This window comes from Roseateles puraquae (assembly GCF_002205845.1).
GTDB classification, from domain to species: domain Bacteria; phylum Pseudomonadota; class Gammaproteobacteria; order Burkholderiales; family Burkholderiaceae_C; genus Pelomonas; species Pelomonas puraquae.
On record NZ_NISI01000001.1, the window covers coordinates 1251675 to 1273212 of the forward strand.

16 protein-coding genes are annotated in these 21538 nt (G+C 66.9%); 4 read left to right on the forward strand and 12 right to left on the reverse strand.

Annotated elements, in window-relative coordinates; genetic code table 11:
* The first annotated feature begins 43 nt into the window (after positions 1–43).
* Both prmA and CDO81_RS05730 read left to right on the forward strand, forming a co-directional pair.
* Positions 44–949, forward strand: a complete 906-nt coding sequence (gene prmA, locus CDO81_RS05725) for a 50S ribosomal protein L11 methyltransferase (RefSeq protein WP_088482139.1) — start codon at positions 44–46, stop codon at positions 947–949.
* A complete protein-coding gene (locus CDO81_RS05730; protein WP_088482140.1) occupies positions 946–1995 on the forward strand; it encodes a zinc-ribbon and DUF3426 domain-containing protein in 1050 nt (349 codons plus the stop codon). Before prmA ends, CDO81_RS05730 begins: the two co-directional genes overlap by 4 nt.
* A 148-nt stretch (positions 1996–2143) precedes the next feature.
* On the opposite strand, the gene CDO81_RS05735 is transcribed toward CDO81_RS05730, so the two are convergent.
* The 11 genes from CDO81_RS05735 to CDO81_RS05785 all read right to left on the reverse strand — a co-directional run bounded on the left by CDO81_RS05735 (position 2144) and on the right by CDO81_RS05785 (position 17957).
* On the reverse strand, positions 2144–2830 hold the full coding sequence (locus tag CDO81_RS05735; protein ID WP_088482456.1) for a histone: 687 nt from the start codon (positions 2828–2830) through the stop codon (positions 2144–2146).
* A 209-nt stretch (positions 2831–3039) separates the two neighbouring features.
* Complete coding sequence (locus CDO81_RS05740; protein ID WP_088482141.1) at positions 3040–4209, reverse strand: ribonucleotide-diphosphate reductase subunit beta; 1170 nt, start codon at positions 4207–4209, stop codon at positions 3040–3042.
* Positions 4210–4573: 364 nt separating this feature from the next.
* On the reverse strand, positions 4574–4987 hold the full coding sequence (locus CDO81_RS05745) for a hypothetical protein (protein WP_088482142.1): 414 nt from the start codon (positions 4985–4987) through the stop codon (positions 4574–4576).
* Positions 4987–7176 carry a hypothetical protein gene (locus CDO81_RS05750; protein ID WP_088482143.1) on the reverse strand — a complete coding sequence of 730 codons (2190 nt, stop codon included), beginning with the start codon at positions 7174–7176 and terminating at the stop codon, positions 4987–4989. The genes CDO81_RS05745 and CDO81_RS05750 overlap by 1 nt, the downstream gene beginning before the upstream one ends.
* Positions 7173–8852: a site-specific integrase gene (locus CDO81_RS05755; RefSeq protein WP_088482144.1), complete on the reverse strand. Its 1680-nt coding sequence runs from the start codon at positions 8850–8852 to the stop codon at positions 7173–7175. Before CDO81_RS05755 ends, CDO81_RS05750 begins: the two co-directional genes overlap by 4 nt.
* Positions 8849–10117, reverse strand: coding sequence for a site-specific integrase (locus CDO81_RS05760; RefSeq protein ID WP_088482145.1), 1269 nt, complete (start codon positions 10115–10117; stop codon positions 8849–8851). The genes CDO81_RS05755 and CDO81_RS05760 overlap by 4 nt, the downstream gene beginning before the upstream one ends.
* 121 nt (positions 10118–10238) lie before the next feature.
* The gene (locus CDO81_RS05765; protein ID WP_088482146.1) at positions 10239–13160 is read right to left on the reverse strand and encodes a ribonucleoside-diphosphate reductase subunit alpha; all 2922 of its coding nucleotides are present in this window, start codon (positions 13158–13160) and stop codon (positions 10239–10241) included.
* A gap of 510 nt (positions 13161–13670) precedes the next feature.
* A complete protein-coding gene (locus CDO81_RS05770) occupies positions 13671–15149 on the reverse strand; it encodes a sigma-54-dependent transcriptional regulator (RefSeq protein ID WP_088482147.1) in 1479 nt (492 codons plus the stop codon).
* A complete protein-coding gene (locus tag CDO81_RS05775) occupies positions 15146–16828 on the reverse strand; it encodes a sensor histidine kinase (RefSeq protein ID WP_158218168.1) in 1683 nt (560 codons plus the stop codon). Before CDO81_RS05775 ends, CDO81_RS05770 begins: the two co-directional genes overlap by 4 nt.
* 2 nt (positions 16829–16830) lie before the next feature.
* Complete coding sequence (locus CDO81_RS05780; protein ID WP_088482149.1) at positions 16831–17073, reverse strand: PP0621 family protein; 243 nt, start codon at positions 17071–17073, stop codon at positions 16831–16833.
* Entirely contained in the window at positions 17070–17957 is an 888-nt protein-coding gene (locus CDO81_RS05785; RefSeq protein WP_088482150.1) for a cytochrome C assembly family protein, read from the reverse strand. The genes CDO81_RS05780 and CDO81_RS05785 overlap by 4 nt, the downstream gene beginning before the upstream one ends.
* A 250-nt stretch (positions 17958–18207) precedes the next feature.
* Here CDO81_RS05785 and ffh point away from each other — a divergent pair, with 250 nt between their 5' ends.
* On the forward strand, positions 18208–19587 hold the full coding sequence (gene ffh, locus CDO81_RS05790; RefSeq protein WP_088482151.1) for a signal recognition particle protein: 1380 nt from the start codon (positions 18208–18210) through the stop codon (positions 19585–19587).
* A 127-nt stretch (positions 19588–19714) separates the two neighbouring features.
* Positions 19715–20260 (forward strand): hypothetical protein, encoded by a 546-nt coding sequence (locus CDO81_RS05795; protein WP_088482152.1) that lies wholly within the window; start codon positions 19715–19717, stop codon positions 20258–20260.
* A 17-nt stretch (positions 20261–20277) separates the two neighbouring features.
* Here CDO81_RS05795 and ftsY read toward each other — a convergent pair whose 3' ends face one another.
* Positions 20278–21513 (reverse strand): signal recognition particle-docking protein FtsY, encoded by a 1236-nt coding sequence (gene ftsY, locus CDO81_RS05800; RefSeq protein WP_088482153.1) that lies wholly within the window; start codon positions 21511–21513, stop codon positions 20278–20280.
* Between the last annotated feature and the right edge of the window lie 25 nt (positions 21514–21538).

Below are 21538 nucleotides of genomic sequence, written 5' to 3' on the forward strand. Positions count from 1 at the left end.
TGGCAACGCCAGTTCCGCCCCAGCTGCTGGGACAATACAAGGTATGAGTCACCTTTTTGAACTAGCCCTGGTCTGCCGCGAGGCAGACGTCGAGATCGTCAGCGATGCGCTGATGGAGATCGACGCCCTCGCGGTGTCCGTGGAAGACGCCGATGCCGACACCGACGCCGAGCGCGCCCTCTTCGGCGAGCCCGGCATGCCGGCGCCCAAGGCGGGCTGGGCCCGCTCGGTGGTCAAGGCCCTCTTCCCTTCCGAGCCCGAGGCCACCGAGGCTGCCACTCTGATCCTGGCGCAGGACTGGGCGGCCGATGTGCACGTCCAGGCCATCCAGGCCGTGCCCGAGCAGGACTGGGTGCGGCTCACGCAGAGCCAGTTCGCCCCCGTCGAGATCACGCCTGAGTTCTGGATCGTGCCGAGCTGGCACGAAGCCCCGCCCCAGGCGAAGCGCGTCATGCGCCTGGACCCCGGCCTGGCCTTCGGCACCGGCACCCACCCCACCACGCGCATGTGCCTGCGCTGGATGGCAACCCGGGCTGCAGCGAGCCAGGCCTGGCCCCGCGTGCTGGACTACGGTTGCGGCTCCGGCATCCTGGGCATCGGCGCAGCCCTGCACGGCGCCGGGGCCATCGACGCCGTGGACATCGACCCGGCGGCCGTCACCTCCTCTCGCGACAACGCCACCGCCAACGGCGTGACGCTCAACGTCGGCCTGCCGGAGCTGGCCCAGGGCGAGTACCCGCTCGTGATCGCCAACATCCTGGCGCAGCCGCTGAAGCTGCTTGCACCGCTGCTCTGCGCGCATGTCGCACCCGGTGGCCACCTCATCCTGGCCGGCATCCTGAGCCGGCAGGCCGATGAGCTGAAAGCGGCCTATGCGCCCTGGCTGGCCCTCGACGTCACCGACGAAGAGGACGGCTGGATCCTGATGACCGCAAAGCGCGCCGCATGAGTCTCGCCACGCGCTGCACCGCCTGCGGCACGATCTTCCGGATCGTGGAAGACCAGCTGCGCGTGTCCGACGGCTGGGTGCGCTGTGGCCGCTGCGCCGAGATCTTCGACGCGCGCGAACTGCTCTTCGACATCGAGCGCGACGCACCACCGCCCTGGCCGCCACAGTTCGTCCCGCAGGCCGCGCAGGAGCCGTACCCGCCTCCGCTGCCTCCGCCGCCGCCTCCTCCACCGCCTCCTCCACCGCCACCTCCGCCGCCTCCCCCACCGCCGTCACCTCCAGCGCCGGTGTTCGAGGCGCCTGCGCCGTGGATGCCACCGCCGGAGCACGAGCCCCGCATGGACGACCTGCCGACCGGCTGGCCCGCGACCGAGCTCGCCCGGCACGAGCCCCGCTGGGTGGATGAAGACACCGCCACGGCCAGCTCGCGCAGCCCGTCGCAGGACGATGCCACTGAGGCCGCCTCCGCCCATGCCGCTGCGGCAGCCGCCATGTCTGCCGAGCCGGCTGGCGGACCGGCACCCGACTCGCTGGACATGCCCGAGTTCATGCGACGTGCCCAGCGCCAGGCGCGGTGGAACCGCCCGGTGGTCAAGGTCGCACTGGGCCTGGTGTCTGTGCTGCTTGCCGTGTTGCTGTCGCTGCAGGTGATGCTGCATTTCCGCGATGCGCTCTCGGCCCTGCATCCGCCGCTGCGGAGCACGCTGACCGCGCTGTGCGGCGTGACCGGCTGCGAGATCAAGCCCTGGAAGCGCATCGACGCCCTCAGCATCGACTCGACCTCGCTGAACCCGATGGGCAGCGGCGGCTACAAGCTCAGCCTCGCCCTGCGCAACAAGACCGCGGTGGAGGTGGCTGCGCCATCGGTCGAGCTGAGCCTGACGGACGCCAACGGTGCGCCGCTGGCACGTCGAGTGGTCGGGCCTGAGGCGATGAGCCCGGCACTGACGCAGGTCGGTGCGGAATCCGAGCAGACGCTAAGCCTGGTCTTCACGACCGGCGGTCAGCGCGTCAGCGGCTACAGCGTCAACATCTTCTATCCCTGAAAGCGGCCTCACGGCTGCCGCATTGCGCGGCGGTCGTCCTCGGCTGGCCGGCCAGGAAGCTGCCAATAAAAAACCCGGCACCGCAGAGCGGGCCGGGTTTCGCGCAAGTTCCGAGCGGGCAGCTCACGCCGCCCGCCAGAGTCATCGCTCAGGGCTTGTTGCCGGTGGGGAAGGGCCAGGCCGCTTGCGGGCTCAGCGCCGTCTTGGCAGCCGGGGCAGCCGCGGCGGCAGCAGCGGCAGGCTTGGCAGCAGGGGCAGGCTTGGCGGCAGCCTTCTTGGGCGCAGCAGCCTTCTTCGCGGCCGGCTTCGCAGCAGGCTTAGCGGCGGGCTTGGCAGCAGCCTTCTTGGGAGCAGCGGCCTTCTTGGCAGGCGTTGCAGCCTTCTTGGCCGGAGCGGCCTTCTTGGCGGGCGCAGCCTTCTTGGCCGGAGCGGCCTTCTTGGCAGGCGCAGCCTTCTTGGCCGGAGCGGCCTTCTTCGCCGGAGCCGCCTTCTTGGCCGGAGCGGCCTTCTTGGCAGGCGCAGCCTTCTTGGCCGGAGCGGCCTTCTTCGCCGGAGCCGCCTTCTTGGCCGGGGTGGCCTTCTTCGCCGGAGCCGCCTTCTTGGCCGGGGTGGCCTTCTTCGCCGGAGCCGCCTTCTTGGCCGGAGCGGCCTTCTTCGCCGGAGCCGCCTTCTTGGCCGGAGCGGCCTTCTTCGCCGGGGCCGCCTTCTTGGCCGGAGCGGCCTTCTTCGCCGGAGCCGCCTTCTTGGCCGGAGCGGCCTTCTTCGCCGGCGTGGCGGCCTTCTTGGCCGGAGCCTTCTTCGGTGCGGCCTTGGCCGGGGTCTTTGCAGTTGCCATGGTTTTCTCCTTGATCAAGTGGAAAAGTCACCGCCCTGCACGGACCGGTCCGCACAGATACGGTTATTCACCGTCCGAGAGTCGCTCAGGAGGAACGCCTCGGTACGGTGAATCGGATCGCCATGCAGCCCCGCCACCTCAAGGGTGTTGATGCGGGTTTCGCTCGGTGACTGCATTGGCCAGGTCTTGATCGGGTTGCGGCTGGGGGGTCAGTCCCAGCTCAGGGCCCCGCCCGATTGATACTCGATGACGCGGGTTTCGAAGAAGTTGCGTTCCTTCTTCAAGTCGATCATCTCGCTCATCCACGGGAAGGGGTTTTCTTCGTTAGGGAACAGCGGCTCCAGGCCGATCTGCACCGCACGGCGATTCGCGATGAAGCGCAGGTAGCCCTTGAACATCGACGCGTTCAGGCCCAGCACGCCGCGCGGCATGGTGTCTTCGGCGTAACGGTATTCGAGGTCGACGGCCTTCAGGAACAGCGCCTTGATCTCAGCCTTGAACTCAGCCGTCCAGAGGTGCGGGTTCTCGAGCTTCAGCTGGTTGATCAGGTCGATGCCGAAATTGCAGTGCATCGACTCGTCGCGCAGGATGTACTGGTACTGCTCGGCAGCGCCGGTCATCTTGTTCTGGCGACCCATGGCCAGGATCTGGGTGAAGCCGACGTAGAAGAACAGGCCTTCCATCAGGCAGGCGAAGACGATGAGCGACTTCAGCAGCGTCTGGTCGTTCTCGGGCGTGCCGGTCTTGAAGTCGGGGTTCATGATCGCCTCGATGAAGGGGATCAGGAACTCGTCCTTGTCGCGGATCGACTTCACCTCGTTGTAGGCGTTGAAGATCTCGCTCTCGTCGAGGCCAAGGCTTTCGACGATGTACTGGTAGGCGTGCGTGTGGATGGCCTCTTCAAAGGCCTGACGCAGCAGGAACTGGCGGCACTCGGGCGCCGTGATGTGGCGGTAGGTGCCCAACACGATGTTGTTGGCGGCCAGCGAGTCGGCGGTGACGAAGAAGCCGAGGTTGCGTTTGATGATGCGGCGCTCGTCTTCGGTCAGGCCGTTGGGATCTTTCCAGAGCGCGATGTCGCGGCTCATGTTCACTTCCTGCGGCATCCAGTGATTGGCGCATGTGGCGAGGTACTTCTCCCAGGCCCACTTGTACTTGAACGGCACCAGCTGGTTGACGTCAGTCTGGCCGTTGATAATGCGCTTGTCAGCCGCCTTCACGCGACGAGCCGTGGTGGACTCACCCGTGACCTGGGGCGCAGGCATCGAGACGCTGGCAGCTCCGTGCGACGTTGCGGCAACAGTCGCCGAAGGCATGGCCGCGAGGGGTTTCGCAGCAGAGGTATCAGTGGACTTCAGGTCTTCGTCCCAATCCAGCATGGTGAGCTTCCTATCACTTCGAATTATCGGCAGTGCTTGTGCAATTCAACAAGAACCAGCGCGAGGTATTTGCATGATTCGCGCAATCTTTGTTGCGCATGGGCATCGAAAACTGCGAGCGCGAACTTGTCTATACAAGTTCGCGCTCCGTTGTCGACTTACTGGCAATTAAGGGGAGTTGAGACCCCGTCCATAACGGTTTGCTTCTTCATGTTTGCTCTCTCTTTCGTCTGTAGAGGTGGTTGATAGGCCTTCGATGTCCGTTGTTTTGTAGGTAACGATCAGCGAGATCGATCCTTACGGACACGAGGCGGTTGCGGTCGAGCCAATGGCTCGATCCGATGGGTTCGTTTCGCGATGCGCCTCATCTGCTGCTCCGCGCAATTGGTGGCAGCGGCGCATCGAGCTTGTCGATGGTCAGGTTGTGCAGCATGGCGTTGTAGCGCCAGCGGTCGAACTTCTCTCGGTACTCGGCGACCAAGTGCTTCAGCGTACTGATCTCGCCGTCTCGCGCAGCGATCATTCTCGATGCATCGGCAAGACTTGCGGGGCTCGGGCCCTTTCCGGCGGGACGCTGCGCGAGCAGCTTCTTCCGGTTCGAGAACGCTGCCTGGATGTCCGCATGCGAGCTCAAGCCAGAACGGCTGGGCAAGTAGCCAAGGATCGGCTTTGCGACCTTGCAGACGTCATCCCAAGCGATGGTGCCGGCGTCCCAGGTGTGGATCGCGTTCACGATCGCCTCCACCTGCTCGGGCCGGATGTGGCGGTTGCGTGCCATCAGCGCACCCCCGCCCTGGTTTCAAGCAGCGGAGCCCGCGATGCGGCCAAGCCGGTCTCCAGCGACTCCAGCAGCTGCTTCATCGCCGGCGCCGAGCCGGACCCGTCGGCCAGCGCTTTCGACGCCAGGCCTCGCAGCGCACGGTGCAGGTGCGTCGGGTTCTCTCCGTGGGCCGTGCGGATGACGGAGCCATCTGGCACCGTCTCGCTCTGCAACAGGGAGATCAGTTCGCCGACCTTAGCGGCGTAGCGCTGCTGGACGTCCAGCCAATCCTTTGCGTCGACGTCGTCGTTGGCGACGGCCGCGGCCTTCTCGACCTCCGCGAGCACGCTGGCGTGAAGCGAGCGCAGGCGCTCAAGCTTCACGGCAGCGTCGTCATCGCCCTTGATGCAAGCGTGCTCGCTGCAATCCAGACACTTGACGAAGCCCTCGCAGGGGGCGAACGACCAGTCGTGGTGGCATTCGCCGTAGAGCGTCTTGAGGCCCGACAGTTGCGGCTGCACGTCCTCGACGTCCGCGAGCAAGCGCGGCTTGCGGACCACTTTGACGGTCCACTGCCCATGCGTGTAGCTGACACCTTCAGCGGCCACCGGCATGGCGACCGCAGCCTGAACGCTTTCGACGACATCGCGGGTCTGCTCGACCCGCTCTTCCAGCGTCCGATGGTCGTAGACGGCGTTTTGGTCGACCCGACGACGGCCCGACCAGTGCGCGATCTGCTCATCCGTCAGGCCAACCCGCTGGGCTTCCGTGTTGACGAGGTGTCGGATCTGGTGGGACGTCAGCTTCAGAGGCGCACCCTGAGCATCGCAGAAGCCGTAGCGCTCGAAGATGCTGGTCTTGGTGGCGCTCGGTCCCAGGTCGAAGTTCAAATCAGTCAGATCCGACATGAACAGCTGCACGGGGCTAGTCCCGGCCCGCTGGCTCAGCTGGTACCGCAGCGTGCAGAAGAGCGCCTCGCTGAACTTCAGACCGCCTTTGCGACCCAGCGCCTTGTCGGTCGCGCTGACGTACGGGAAGTGCGGATGCGCTTCAGCCAGCCGCGGCAGGACCCACGTGTCCCAGAGCTGTTGCAGTGTGTACGTGCCGTCGATACTGCTCAGGCCGTTCTTGTTTAGGGAAGCCGCCGGCGATTGATTGTTGTAGCCAAGCGCAGCGCAGACCTGCCACTTCGTGAGTGGCTCGCTATCCGAGACCCGTGGGCATCCGGCGTGCCGATAGAACCGGCGCTTCAACTTCGGATCTTCCAAATGGTGCGCCAGATCTCGGCCTGCTTCGGAGACCGTCCTGAGCCTGGCGATGGCTCTCTCGGCCACCGGGACCATGCCAGACCACACCCATTTCACGTAGGCTCCAAAGCCCTTCGATGCGTGCAGCCGCAAGCCCAGCTGCTCTTTCCCGAACTTGTCGGTAGCTTCGAAGATCAGGTTCGCCGGTAGCCTGAAGATCTCTTGACCGCGCGATGGCGCACACATCAAGAGTGCCATCGCGCTCGTCGTGATGATGTCACGCTGGAAGCGCTCATCGGCAGGGTCCAGATCTCGGTTGAAGATGTCGGCCAGCGCGTAGAGCGCGTCGTGGTCCGGGAGCCTCTGCTGCCGAGCCTCTTCAGCCTTGGCATCAACGCTGATGCCAGTGTTCTTGGGCTGCTTGTTTGGGTTGGTCCAGGTGCCGCAGATCGGTGCCAGCACACCGGCGCGCACCAACACGTCAGCCAGCCGCTCCAGCTCAGCGCCCACCTTATAAGCGCCAGCGGGCACCAGGGTCCGCCGTGCCAGCGTGGCTGCCGCTTCGAGGACCGAGCCATCGATGCCAAGTGGGCTCGCGTCATCGCGCAGCGCCAGCAGCGAGGCCTCCAACAGCCGGAGCACTTGGAGACGCTTGATGTGCGCCGCGCGGGTCAGTCCAGGGTTGATCAGGAACCGCTCAACGACATAGGCCTTGGCAAAGTCGAGGAAGTCGTCGTCCAGCCAGGCTTCGAGGGGGATCGTCGCCGACATGCTTCCACGCGGCGCATGGGACTGCTTCACGAAGTAGCCGACGCCTGGCCAGAACGGCACATCCCAGTCGTCAACGAGAGCCTTCGACTCGTTGCGAGCTGCCCGGATGTAGTCCGAGAGATTCTTTGCACGAGCCAGATGGTCCCGAGAGACGAGCGCTTCGACGGCGGAACCGACGGCGGGCCTCATGCCTGGCCTCCAGCGGTCTCAAGTTCGGAGCGACGCGCCCAGCACAGATGGACGACGTTTTCGACGGCAGCGATCAGCTTGTCGCGGCGCTTCGCGATGGGGCTTTCGGCGCCGAGCTCCACCACCAGGTGGGCGCGCTCGGCCTGCAGGTCCGCAAGGAACTGCTCGTGGGGCCCGTCTAACCAAGGCTGGAAGTGGCTGCAGGTGTAGCAGGCGTGCGGGACGCCGCCGTCCAGGCCGCACTGCTTCAGGTGGCCACAGGTGGCCGCACCCTTGCCACGATAGGCCAGCCGGCTTTGCTCCGGGTCCGAGCCACCAATGGCGTCCTCCTCCGAGTCAACCAGAGTGCCGCGGAAGGCCTCTGCGAAGCGCTGCAGCGTCGGGGACTTTGAGACGGCACGGTCGATCTCGGCCGCGTGCTCTGGCAGGTTGTCGACGTAGATGTCAGCAGACCGTGAAGTGGAGTGGTCCAGCAGCCAGGCGATCAGGTGCGATGGCAGGCCTTCGCGCGCCAAGTCAGTTCCCTTTGTATGGCGCAGCCGAGTTGCCGCAATCCTCAACGGTTGGCCATTTCGCCCTTTTGCCCCGACGGAGTCGCAGACAGCGCTAATCCGGTCCGACTGGGTTGAGGCGGAACGGTGCCAGGCCATCCCTTGGACGTCCAGGCTCAAAGCTTCGAGTGCCTTGCCATGCTGGCCCGTCCGTCGCATCTGACTCGCCAGTTCAAGCGCCTCAGTCACCGAACGCCAGCATGGGTAAAGCGGCAGCTCGCCCAGCAGAGCGCGCAAGTCCACCAATTGGAGCTGCCAGCCAGCCTCGTCCAACATCCTTTGGAAGATGCGTTGAACGTCGTCGCGCTGGGCGCTGAACACTTGGAAGTTGCTCGCTGTGAGATCAATGGCGCGGCGAGTCTCCCGGAGGGTGTGCCCGCGCTGCTTGGCTCGCGGCACGGCCAACAGATAGATCGGCTGTCCGCTCGGGAAGCCGGGCTCTGCATCCCCGAAGGTTTGGATCACGTCCTTACATTTGAGCGAAGCGCTCTGAATCGGTCGCCGGCCAGTGCTCACGTGCAAGTAGGCAAGACTGAAACTGCTTAGGCTCAGCTTTCCAGCTTCTGCGGCGTCAAACAGCCCGCTCAGCAGGCTGTGGGACTCTTCGGGCGTCAGTGGACCACTGTCCGGGTCCATTGCCCGCACCGCGCGTCCTGCTTGATGCAGCTTGAGCCGCATCTCCCCGAGAGACGCAATCAACGAATCAGTAACGCCGGGCTGCCGGCCGCTGTGCCACTTCACCAGTAGCGACCTCAAGTGGCACAGATAGTCCTCGCAACCGAACTCGGCGATGAGCTTCGCGCGGTACCGCCGGATGTCCTCGATCGTCCACGCCGCAATCTTTCGAGAAGGGAAGCACTCCTTCTGGAAGCTCTTCAGAGCAGCACGATACTGAGCCAGCGTCGACCAAGAGTATTTCTGGGCGGCATATCGCAGCGTCGCCACTAAGCCGGGCCGCAATGAAGGTGCAACTATCGAGCGCAATGACTCAACGTCGATGCCGCGCTTCCCGTCGATAAGCCACCACCGTTCTCGCGCATCGAACTCAACGCCGTAGCGCGTGCGGACGAAGTGGCTTTCTGCGTGGTTGAGCCCAGCTTCGGCACGGACGACACGGCTGTTCATGCCTCACCTCGCGGAAGCACATTTCGACCGGCCATTCGATCCTGCAGCGCGAGAACCGCAGCACGCGCCTGCCGCTTGGTCTCCACCTGGGTGTAGACGGCATCGACCTCTGAGTGCTGCTTTCGGCCTGCGAGGTAGTTCCGAACACGTCGATGCAGGTCCTTGCTGTTGTCGTCTGCCCGACTCTCATGCTGCAACTTCGCCAACTCACTGCTGAAGAAGTGACGCAGCAAGTGGGTGCGAACGTTGGAGAGCCGTTCGTCAGAAGCGGACAGCGTCTCGAAGACCTCTTTGAGAGCCGCCTTGCTCATCGGCTGACCTTGGGTCGGGCCCGACTTGTGCGTGACGAACAGATAGCGATGCTTCGTCGCACCCGGCACCGTCCGCCGCTGAGCGACGTACTGGACGATCAGCTCGGTCAGGTAGACGGACATCGGAATCGTCCGGCCGTCAGTCTTTGCGACAGGCTGGTCGACGCGAGGATCGTCGGTCGCGTCATGACGACGACGAACCGTGATCTGGCGCTTCACATGGTCTACGTCCCGAACCTGCAGGCTCAGGACCTCGCCACGCCGGATTCCAGTTTGACGGAGCAACTCGACCAGCAGGAGGTTTCTGAGCTGCAGCTCCGGACGGAACGGATTCCGCTCGCCGCCCGGAGCGATGACATCGTTCAGCGCTTGGTTGTGGCGTTGCGTGAACTCTTCATCGTCGAAGTCGTCTCGGACAGGAGAAGCGATTCCACGATGTCGGAGGACATCCTCACGCATCTCAGCGATCCGCAGCATGCGGTCGGGGCTGAGATGCGTCAGGAGGTACTTGGCCATCCACTCAACAAAGTCGGCAATGTGAGTCAGCCGCTTGAAGTGGGTGTGTCGCGCCACGGAGGGAACGGCGTAGGCATAGCCCCGCCGCACCCTTCCGAGCGCAACCACCTTTTGATATCGCTTCGCTTCGGCGCCGAAGCTTTGCCGAGCGAAGTTGCTGAGCGCCTCGCACTCGATGGAGGTGAGGTACTTGCCAGCGCGCAGCCTCCCGGCCAGGTCAATCTGATTGACCTGACAGAAGCCACTGAGCACGTTCACTGCATTGAGCGCCGCCTCCTGCGACGCAACCGAGAGGCCTCGATTGCGCAGCGTGGAGATGACGAACAGCGAGCAATAGTCGTCTTCCATCCCATCCCTGCCGACCAGGTAGGGGCGCCGCTCCCCGTTGGGGAGCAGCGCCTTGGCCAGCTGGAAAGGAAGGGATTGGCTTAACGACATTTCATCGTGCTCTCAAATACCGGCGAATTTCGCATCATAAAAGACGGACTCCGCGTGGCATTTGGTGGCCTATTTCATAGAGAAGGCGAGACCCTTAAAGACAAACAGGTCTTTCCTTATCCTACTGGCAGGCCTCGCAATCCGGGTTGTCGATCGAGCAGAACTTCATGTCGGTGGCCGGCAGTTCCGGCTCGACGGCGGCCACCGGGGCAGCCGGCGCAGCAGCCACGGGCGCCGCACCCGACGACACCGCGTTGAGCTGGCCCGAGCGCGTGACCGTGCTCTTCTCGGCCTGCGTGGCGCTGATGGTGCGCAGGTAGTAGGTGGTCTTCAGGCCGCGCTGCCAGGCGAGCTTGTAGGTCTCGTCCAGCTTCTTGCCCGAGGCACCGGCCATGTAGATGTTCAGGCTCTGCGCCTGGTCGATCCACTTCTGGCGGCGCGCGCCGGCTTCGATCAGCCACACGGTGTCGACCTCGAAGGCCGTGGCGTACAGCGCCTTGATGTCCTCGGGCACGCGGTCGATGCGGCGCAGCGAGCCGTCGAAGTGCTTGAGGTCCATGACCATCACGTCATCCCACAGGCCCAGCGCCTTCAGGTCACGCACGAGGGACTCGTTGATGACGGTGAACTCGCCCGACAGGTTGGACTTGACCGACAGGTTGCCGAAGCAGGGCTCGATGGAGGCGTCCACACCGATGATGTTGGAGATGGTCGCCGTCGGGGCGATGGCCACGCAGTTGCTGTTGCGCATGCCGTGGGTGGCGATGCGAGCGCGCAGCGCGTCCCAGTCCATGCTCGTGGAGCGGTCGACGTCGACATAGCCGCCACGGGCTTCGGCCAGCAGGTCCAGCGAGTCGATCGGCAGGATGCCGCGGTCCCACAGCGAGCCCTTGTAGCTGCTGTAGCGGCCGCGCTCTTCGGCCAGCTCGGTGGACGCCCAGTAGGCGTGGTAGCAGACGGCTTCCATCGAGCGGTCGGCGAACTCCACGGCGGCCTGGCTGGCGTAGGGCGTGCGCAGCTGGTACAGCGCGTCCTGGAAGCCCATGATGCCCAGGCCCACCGGGCGGTGGCGCAGGTTGGAGTCACGCGCCTTCTTGACGGCGTAGTAGTTGATGTCGATGACGTTGTCGAGCATGCGCATGGCCGTGCGCACCGTCTTCTTCAGCTTGACCTGGTCGATCGCGCCGTCCTTCAGGTGCTGGGCCAGGTTGACCGAGCCGAGGTTGCAGACGGCGATCTCGCTGTCATTCGTGTTCAGCGTGATCTCGGTGCACAGGTTGGACGAGTGCACCACGCCGACGTGCTGCTGCGGGCTGCGCACATTGCAGGCGTCCTTGAACGTGATCCAGGGGTGGCCCGTCTCGAACAGCATCGAGAGCATCTTGCGCCACAGGTCCTTGGCGGGCATGCGCTTGAAGAGCTTGATCTCGCCGCTGTCGACCTTGCGCTCATAGCCCGTGTAGGCCTCTTCGAAAGCCTTGCCGAACTTGTCGTGCAGGTCGGGGCAGGTGGAGGGGCTGAACAGGGTCCAGTCGCCGCCTTCGATCACGCGCTTCATGAACAGGTCGGGAATCCAGTTCGCCGTGTTCATGTCGTGGGTGCGGCGGCGGTCGTCGCCCGTGTTCTTGCGCAGGTCCAGGAACTCTTCGATGTCCAGGTGCCAGCTCTCCAGGTAGGCGCAGACGGCGCCCTTGCGCTTGCCGCCCTGGTTCACGGCCACGGCCGTGTCGTTGACGACCTTCAGGAACGGCACGACGCCTTGCGACTTGCCGTTGGTGCCCTTGATGTGCGAGCCGAGCGCGCGCACCGGCGTCCAGTCGTTGCCCAGGCCGCCTGCGAACTTGGACAGCAGTGCGTTTTCCTTCAGGGCTTCGTAGATGCCGTCCAGGTCGTCGCTGACGGTGGTCAGGTAGCAGCTGGAGAGCTGCGAGCGGCGCGTGCCGCTGTTGAACAGCGTCGGCGTGCTGGACATGAAGTCGAAGCTGGACAGCACTTCATAGAACTCGATCGCGCGGGCTTCGCGGTCGATCTCGTTCAGGGCCAGGCCCATGGCCACCCGCATGAAGAAGGCCTGCGGCATCTCGATGCGCGTGTCTTCGATGTGCAGGAAGTAGCGGTCGTACAGGGTCTGCAGGCCGAGGTAGTCGAACTGCAGGTCGCGGTCGGCCTTGAGCGCGGCGCCGAGCTTGGCCAGGTCGTACTGGGCCAGCTTCTCATCCAGCAGCTCGGCCTGGATGCCCTTCTTGATGTAGCCGGGGAAGTAGTCGGCGTACTTGGCCTGCATCTCGGCCTGAGTCACTTCGCCGCCGATGATCTCGCGGCGGATCGTGTGCAGCAGCAGGCGGGCGGTGGCGCGGCTGTAGCCCGGGTCCTTCTCGATCAGCGTGCGGGCGGCCAGGATGGCGGCCTTATAGACCTCGTCGATCGCCACGCCGTCGTACAGGTTGCGCTGCGTTTCGGCCAGCACCGGCTCCGGGCGGACGTCGGCGCCGAGGTTCTCGCAGGCGGAAGCGATCAGCGACTTCAGCGCGGCCAGGTCCAGCGGACGGCGCTCGCCGCCGTCCACGACCATCAGCTGCGGCTCGGCGGCGCGGGCGGCCTCACCCTGGGCAGCACGCTCCTGGGCGCGGCGCTCACGGTACAGCACGTAGGCGCGGGCCACTTCATGATGGCCGCTGCGCATCAGGCCCAGCTCGACCTGGTCTTGCACGTCCTCGATGTGGAAGGTGCCACCGCTCGGGCGCGAGCGCAGCAGCGCACGCACCACGTTCTGGGTCAACTGCTCCACCGTCTCGCGCACGCTGGCCGAGGCGGCACCGCTCGTGCCATGCACGGCCAGGAAGGCCTTCATCAGCGCCACGGCGATCTTGCTGGGCTCGAACGAGACCACCGCGCCGTTGCGGCGAATGATCTGGTAGGCGTGGTACGTCGTCAGCGCGGGAGCGCCGGCGGCGGCAGCGTCGGATCCAAACGCAGCCGGCGACGCCGAGGACAGCGAAGAGAGCGAGGCGGCGGCCTGGCCCGTGGCAGCTTCTTGCAGCATGGGGAGATCCTTTATCGAGAAATGAGAGGCAAAAGCGCGGCCACAACCTGGCGGGTGCCAGGTGGTAGACGCGCTTCGCGTGGCGCTTCAGTTGGAATGTTTCGGCCCTGCCGGTCCATTGCGCCGCCGGTGTTCCGGCGGGGTCCTCGGGTGCTTTGCCGCTGCGGCGCAGCCACTGCAAACAGCGATTCCGAGGGGAGCGGCATAGGTGTCGACTGGGTCAGCAGGATAACACGAAGGGACACTATATCTATGGCTTGATACCCCCTCAAGCACTACCGCTAGTGTCAAACCCTCCCCGCAATTTGGTTGACGCGCGAGGCCGATGCGCGGCTTTCCCCGATCAGGACGGGCCCTGTGCCGCGAGACCCGCATGTCCATTGGGCTTGCGGGCCACATCCCCTTCGCAGGCCGCGCCGATGCTGGGTTTGCGCGATGACGGCAAGTCGCCGAAGCCGCTTCGCAGCGGATTCAAGCAGGGCAAATCCGGAGACGTCGATCTCTGCCCGGTCAGGCGTCGCCGGCCGAGATCGACAGGCGCGCCATGCGGTAGCGGATCTGGCGCAACGACAAGCCGAGGCTGGCCGCTGCCGCCGTGCGGTTGAAGCGGTGCTGCTCCAGCGCGCGCAGCAGGATGGCACGCTCCACTTCATCCAGGTACTGCGCCAGGTCGGTGGGCAGTTGCTCAGGCAGCGACAGCCCTTCAGGCGCGGGCGCCGCAGGCGGCGACAAGGCGCCGCCCGTGCCGAAGGCCAGTTCGCCCTGGCCGTCGTCCAGCAACGTGTCGGGCAGGCCCAGGTCGCCGACGTCGATCCATTCCCCGCCGGCCAGCGCCAGTGCGCGATGCAGCAGGTTCTCCAACTCCCGCACGTTGCCCGGGAAGGGGTAGCGCGCCAGGGTCTGCAAGGCCTTGGGCGTGAGGCGCGGCGCCGGAGAGACGCCTGCATCCTGCGCAATGCGGGCCAGCACCCGCGCGCTGATCAGGCCCAGGTCTTCCAGCCGCTCACGCAGCGGCGGCACGCGGATCTGGATGACGTTGAGCCGGTAGAACAAGTCCTGCCGGAAACGACCGGCAGCCACTTCGGCGGAGAGGTCCTTGTGCGTCGCGCTCAGGATGCGCACGTTGATGGGCGACTCCGCCGTGGCCCCCACCGGCCGGACCGAGCGCTCCTGGATCACCCGCAGCAGCTTGCTCTGCATGGCCAGCGGCAGGTCGCCGATTTCGTCCAGGAACAGGGTGCCGCCGTCAGCCGCCTGGAAGAAGCCTTCGCGGTCCTCGTTGGCGCCGGTGAAGGCGCCCTTGCGGTAGCCGAAGAACTCGGCTTCCAGCAGGTTCTCGGGAATGGCACCGCAGTTCACCGCGACGAAACGCTGCCCGGCGCGTGCGCCGTGGTCGTGGATGGCCCGCGCCACCAGCTCCTTGCCAGTGCCCGACTCGCCCTGCACCAGCACCGGCGCCATGCTGCGGCCGACCTTGTCGATCAGCGAGCGCACGGCGCGGATGGCGGGCGACTCACCCACCAAACGCAGGGCGGTCGCCGGCCCCACGGTGTCCTCGGCACGTGCATCCGCTGGCACCGCGCCAGGCGCAGGAGCCGCCTCGGGCTCTGACGCCACCCGCCCCAAAGCCGACCCCACCACCAGCCGGAACTGCCGCAGGTCCACCGGTTTGGTCAGGTAGTCGTAGGCGCCGGCCTTCAGGGCCTCCACCGCGTTCTCGGCGGACCCGAAGGCCGTGATGACGATGGCCTTCTCCGGCCGCCCGGCCTGCTCCAGCCAGCGCAGCAGCGACAGGCCCGAGCCGTCGGGCAGCTTCATGTCGGTGATGACCGCGCTGTAGTTCTCGGCCTGCAGGTGCTCCAGGGCATCCGCGACACAGGCGGCGCTGTCGATCTCGTAGCCCTCGCGCAGCAGCGTGAGCTCGTAGAGCGTGCGCAGGTCGGGCTCGTCATCGACGACCAGCAGGCGCGGCAGCGGGGCAGAAGTCATGCGGGTTCAGGGGTTCGCAGTCGGACGCAGAACTCGTTGGCCGCCGCGTCAGACGCGCGCCGGTACTCGATGCTCGCGCCGTGGCGCTCGCACAGTTCACGACAAATATAGAGGCCCAGGCCCGAACCCCGGCTGCGGGTCGAGAAGAAGGGCTCGAAAAGATGGCGCTCGATCTCCGGCGGCACCGCGGCGCCGGCGCTGCGCACGGCCATCAGCAGACCGGCGCCTTCGCGCTGCAGCACCACACGGATGGCGCCGGCACCGGCCTCGGCATGACGGTGCGCGTTGTCCAGCAGATTGACCAGCACGCGGCGCAGGTGCTCGGCATCGAAGAGTCCGGCCAGGCCGTCGGCCTCCACCCGCAGCTCGAACCGGCTGCCCGGACCCGGCACCACGTGGTTGACCTGCGCCCAGTCGGCACAGGCCTCCTGCACCAGCGCACTCACGTCCAGCGGCTGGGTGTCAGGCTGCACACTAGGCGACAGCTCGGTCACATCGTCCACCAGGCGCTTCAGGCGCTGCACGTTGGACGCCACCATCCGCGTGAGCTGCTCGGCCCGCGTGCCGCCGAGGTCTTCGGCCAGCAGCGCATTCGCCTGCGCGATGGCCGCCAGCGGATTGCGGATCTCGTGCGCGATGCCAGCGGACACGCGGCCCATCGCGGCCAGCTTTTCCTGGCGGGTGCGCGCCAGCAGCTCGCGGTTGTCCTCGACGAAGAGCACGCACAGCTCCTCGCTGCCCTCACGCTGGCGCGTGAAGCGCAGCCGCAGCCGCAGGCTGCGAAAGGCGCCACTGGCCAAGGGCAGCGCCACGTCAACCTCGGCTGCGGCCCCGCCCGCATAGGCATTCTCCAGCGCCTGCACCAGCGGCTGCCAGTCGCTGCGGCCCCGCAGCTGCCAGCTCAGCTCGCCACTGTCCGCTCCGAGCAGCGCCCGCGAGGCAGGGTTCATGGCGCGCACGCGACCGCGGCGGTCCACCACCAGCACGCCTTCCTGCATTTCGTCGATAACCAGCCGGTTGAGCTGCTCCTGCTGCCGCGCCAGGGCCAGGCTGCCGCGGGCGGCACGCTCCTCACGCGCCAGTCGGGCGCTCAGCTCGCCGGCCAGCAGGCTGACCGCGAACAGGCCGCTGCCCACCAAGCCCGCCTGGGTGGTGCGCAGACCGACGTCAGCCCCGGAGAACAGCGACCAGCCCGCCGCCCCGAGCAGGCCCAGCGTGGCCATCGCAGCGGTGGCCAGGCTCAGGCGACGCGGGCACAGCACGGCCGCCATCAGCACTGGCATCACGAACAGCGCGCCATAGTTGACCCCGCTCGGGTCCAGGGCATGCAGCACGCCAAACAACAGCAGGTCCATGCCGATGGCGCTCCACCAGTGCAGGCTGCTGATGCGGGCAAGGCTGCGGGCCGAGGCCCCGCGGCGCAGCTGCGGGAAGAACCAGAGCGAGACCGCCGCAGCTGCGTATGAAGCGCTGAGCCACAGGGTGGACGTGGCTGGCGGGGTAGACAGCACGGCGGCAATCAGCTGGGCGGCGATCAGCGCCAGGCCGAGTGCCGCACGCGCCGCCAAGAATGCGCGGTACAGACGCTCGAAGCTGGCACTGCTCTCGGCCGGCTCAGCCGGTGCCGCCTCGACAAACCAGCTGCCCGGGATCGTCCCCAGGCCCAGCGGCGCGACCACGGTCAGGCCGAGCCCTGGCGGGCCTCGAAGCTCGCCCGATGCGCGCTGCTGCAGAACACGCCGCCTTTGCCCGGCAGGGCCTCGTCCGCCGGCAGGTGCATGCCGCATTCGGCGCAGCTGACCATGTGCTGCGGCGCGCTCGGCGGCGTAGGCGCCGGCGCCTGCGGCTCGCGCGGGCGGTTGCGCCGAGCGCCGAGCACAAAAAAGAGGCCGGCCAGCACCAGCAGCAGCACGACGATCTTCATGCCGTGCCTCCGGTCATGCCGCGCTGCAGGATGACCTCCAGCACGAAGCGCGAGCCGGCGTAGGACAGCAGCAGCAGCGCCGCGCCCGCATACAGCCAGCGGGTCGCACGGCGACCGCGCCAGCCATACACCCGGCGGCCGACGAGCAAGCCGGTCAGCACCAGCCAGCCCAGCACCGCCAGGAGGTTCTTGTGATCCCAGCGCCAGGTGGGTGTGAACCACCAGCCCAGGAAGATGGCCAGCGACAGCACGCCCACGCCGGCCGCCACAAACTGAAAGGTCAGCCGCTCCAGCTGCAGCAGCGGCAACCCGCCCGGCGTGGCGAGCTTCTGGCGCAACCGGGTCTCGGCACGGTTCATCAGTGCGGCATGCAGCACGGCCACGCCGAAGAGTCCGTAGGACGCCAGCCCCAGCACCCAGTGCAGCGGCGCCCAGGGCGAGGCCGCCGTGGGCCGGCTCTCCCCCGGGAAGGCCCAGGCCAGCACCACCGCCGCCGCCGCCAGCCAGGCCAGCACGCGGCGCACACTGTGCAGCGGCAGGAAGCGGCTTTCCACCAGATAGACCGTCAGCACAAGCCAGGCCGTCATGGACAGCGCCGGCGCAAAGCCGAAACGCGCGCCCGGCGCCGCCAGGCCGTAGCCGCTGATGTCGATGAAGAGCGCGGCGAATTGAGCCGTCCAGGCCAGCGCCATCGGCGGCACCGAGCGCAGCGGGCGGCGCACCACCACCTCGCCCGGCGCCGCCGTGGGGCGCAGCAGCCCGACCCAGATGTAGCCAAGCAAGGCCAGGGCGCTGGCGATCGCCAGGGCCAGCTCCGCCCCGACGGCATGAGCACCGGGTGCGATGCTGGCGGCGTCTTCGAAGGAGGCGGGCGATAAACTCATGGCCGCAGTGTACTTTTGGGCTGCGGCCGTTCTGGCAGTGCAGGAGGCTGTCGGGCTTTGGGCGGGGTGCGCGCCGAGGCCCCGCAAATCGCCTCGGCCCTTCGGGTCAGGTCTGCAAGGGGCTGAGGCGTTGTTGCCTCTCCTTGCGGGCACGAGCCCGCAGCGTCGACGCGCCTAGCCTCAGCCCCTTGCAGACCCAACGCGCACCCTGCCCAAAGCCCGACAGCCTCCTAGCCCCCTCCTCCCCACCATGGCATCCACCCTCACCGACCGCCTGAGTCGCCTCGTCAAGACGATGCGCGGCCAGGCCCGCATCACCGAAAGCAATGTGCAGGACATGCTGCGCGAGGTGCGCATGGCCCTGCTGGAGGCCGACGTGGCCCTGCCGGTGGTGCGCGACTTCATCGCCCGCGTGAAGGAGAAGGCCCTCGGCCAGGAGGTCGTCGGTTCGCTGAACCCCGGCCAGGTGCTGGTGTCGGTGGTGCACAAGGAACTCGCCGCAACCATGGGCGAGGGTGTGGCCGACATCAACCTCGCCGCCCAGCCGCCCGCCGTCATCCTGATGGCGGGCCTGCAAGGCGCCGGCAAGACGACGACCACCGCCAAGCTGACCAAGCACCTGATCGACAAGCGCAAGAAGAAGGTGCTGACCGTCTCCGCCGACGTCTATCGCCCGGCTGCCATCGAGCAGCTCAAGACGGTGACCAAGCAGGCCGGCGGTGAATGGTTCCCGTCCGAGCCCAACCAGAAGCCGCGCGACATTGCGCTGGCCGCGCTGGACTACGCCAAGCGTCACTTCTTTGACGTACTGCTGGTGGACACCGCGGGTCGACTGGCCATCGACGAAGCCCTGATGGCCGAGATCAAGGAGCTGCACGCCACGCTGAATCCGGTGGAGACGCTGTTCGTGGTCGATGCGATGCAGGGCCAGGATGCGGTCAACACGGCCAAGGCCTTCAAGGAGGCACTGCCGCTGACCGGCGTCATCCTGACCAAGCTCGACGGCGACTCGCGCGGCGGTGCGGCCCTCTCGGTGCGCCAGATCACGGGCGCACCGATCAAGTTCGCCGGCGTGTCTGAAAAGATCGACGGCCTGGAGGTGTTCGATGCCGACCGCCACGCCGGCCGGGTGCTGGGCATGGGCGACATCGTGGCCCTGGTGGAGCAGGTCACGCAGAGCGTCGACCTCGCCTCGGCGCAGGCCATGGCCGAGAAGCTCAAGAGCGGCAGCGGCTTCGACCTGAACGACTTCCTGCAGCAGATCGCCCAGATGAAAAAGATGGGCGGCCTGGGCGGCCTGATGGACAAGCTGCCGCAGAACATGATGGGCGGCAAGCAGCCCGGCCAGGCCGACATGGACCGCGCCGAGCGCGACATGAAGCGCATGGAAGGCATCCTGCGCGCCATGACCGCCAAGGAGCGCGCCCAGCCCGCGCTGCTGATGGACGGCAAGAGCAAGGCCAGCCGCAAGCGCCGCATCGCCGCCGGTGCCGGCGTGCAGATCCAGGATGTGAACCGCCTGCTCAATCAGTTCGACCAGATGCAGGGCATGATGAAGAAGATGAAGGGCGGCGGCCTCATGAAGATGATGAAGCGCCTGGGCGGCATGAAGGGCATGCCCGGGATGTGAGCGGCCCGCGACCGAGGGCTGACCCTCGGCCTTCAGCCCCCTGGGACACACCTCGTCACAACTGGTCCCGTGCTCAAGGGACAGCGGGGCATGGTCATTTGGTGCCGCTGCCGATAGCGTCGCCAGCATGCTGAATCTGCACCTCCCCCGCGCCGTCGGCGCCTGGCTGAACAGCCTGACCGGGCCGCGCCCGGCCCGCCGCACGGACGCGGCCGACACCGTGATGCATTGGCCGCCTACCGCGGCGCGGGTGCTGGTGAGCGCGGAGCGCCACGCCTACAAGGCGCTGAGCCTGGCGCTGGCGCATGAGCATCCCAAGGGCTTCTTGCTGGCGCACGTGCCGCTGCACAAGTTGGTGAAGGTGCCCAAGCAGTATTCCTACCGCGAGTGGCTGTCACGCACCGGCTTGCTGACCGCCGACTTCGCCCTCTGCGACGAACACGGCTTCGTGCGGGCGGTCGTGCTGATGCCGGTGGCCGAAGACAACGCGCGCCACGCCCGCAAGCGCGAACGTCTGCTGCGCGTGCTGGAGGCGACCGAGATGCCCGTCACCGTCTGGGTGCGCGACTGGCAGAACGAGACTGGCGAGCGGCTGCGCCAGCTGGTCTTTCCCAAGGTGCGCGCACAAGGGTATTACGCCGACACGCCTCACACCCCGAACACCCCGCACTGAGCCGGGCGTGAGCGCTGCTACTCCAGCAATGCGCGCGCAAATTCGCGGGCGCTGAAGGTCTCGAGGTCTTCGAGCTTCTCGCCCACCCCGACGAAATAGACCGGCACCGGGCGCTCGCGGGCAATGGCGGCGAGCACGCCGCCCTTGGCCGTGCCATCGAGCTTGGTCACGATGAGGCCGGTCAGGCCCAGCGCCTCGTCGAAGGCCTTGACCTGGTTCAGTGCGTTCTGGCCGGTGTTGCCGTCCACGACCAGCAGCACCTCGTGCGGCGCGCCGTCCTGGGCCTTGGTGATGACGCGCTTGATCTTCTTGAGCTCCTCCATCAGGTGAAGCTGCGTGGGCAGGCGCCCGGCGGTGTCGGCGATGACGACGTCCGCGCCGCGGGCGCGACCGGCATTGACGGCATCAAAAGACACCGCAGCCGGGTCGCCGCCCTCCTGGCTGATGATTTCCACCTGAGCCCGGTCGGCCCAGACGCCCAGTTGCTCACGCGCGGCAGCCCGGAAGGTGTCGGCAGCCGCCAGCAGCACGCGCTGGTCGGCGTCCGCCAGATGCCGGGTCAGCTTGCCGATGCTGGTGGTCTTGCCGGCGCCATTGACGCCCACCACCATCATCACGGTCGGCGTGAAGCGGCCTACCTCCAGCCCCTTCTCCAGCGGTGACAGCAGCTCCGCGAGCGCATCGATCAGCAGGCCGCGCACGGCCTGCGGGTCGGTGGTGCGCGCCTCCTTCACCCGACGCTTGAGGTCGTCGAGCAAGAACTGCGTCGCCTTCACGCCAGCATCGGCCAGCAGCAGCGCCTCTTCCAACTCCTCGTAGAGCTGCTCATCGATCTTGGTGGCCGAGAAGACGCTGGCGATGCTGCCGCCCGTCCTGCGCAGGCCGGCGCGCAGCCGCTCCATCCAGCTCTGACGCGGCGCCGGGGCCGGGGCCGTGATCGGCGCCACGGCAGTCGGCGGCGCCGGCACGGGTGCCGGGGCAGGCAAGGGCACGGCCGGTGGCAACACCACGGCCGGCGGCGCGACGGGAACCGCGGCTGGCACGGGCGTCGACAACGCGGCCGGCGCAGCGGCCGGTGCGACGGTCGGTGCAACGACCGGCGAGCTCTCGGGCACCACGGTCGGCGGTGCCGCCGGTTCGGGGGCCGGGGCTGGCTTGCTGGCAGGCTTGGTGACCCAGCCCTCGGGCAGCAGGGCAGGTGCCTCGGCGGCAGGCGCGGGCGGCGGGGGCGCCTTCTTGAAGAAACTGAACATAGGCCGCCATTTTCGCCGGCTCCGC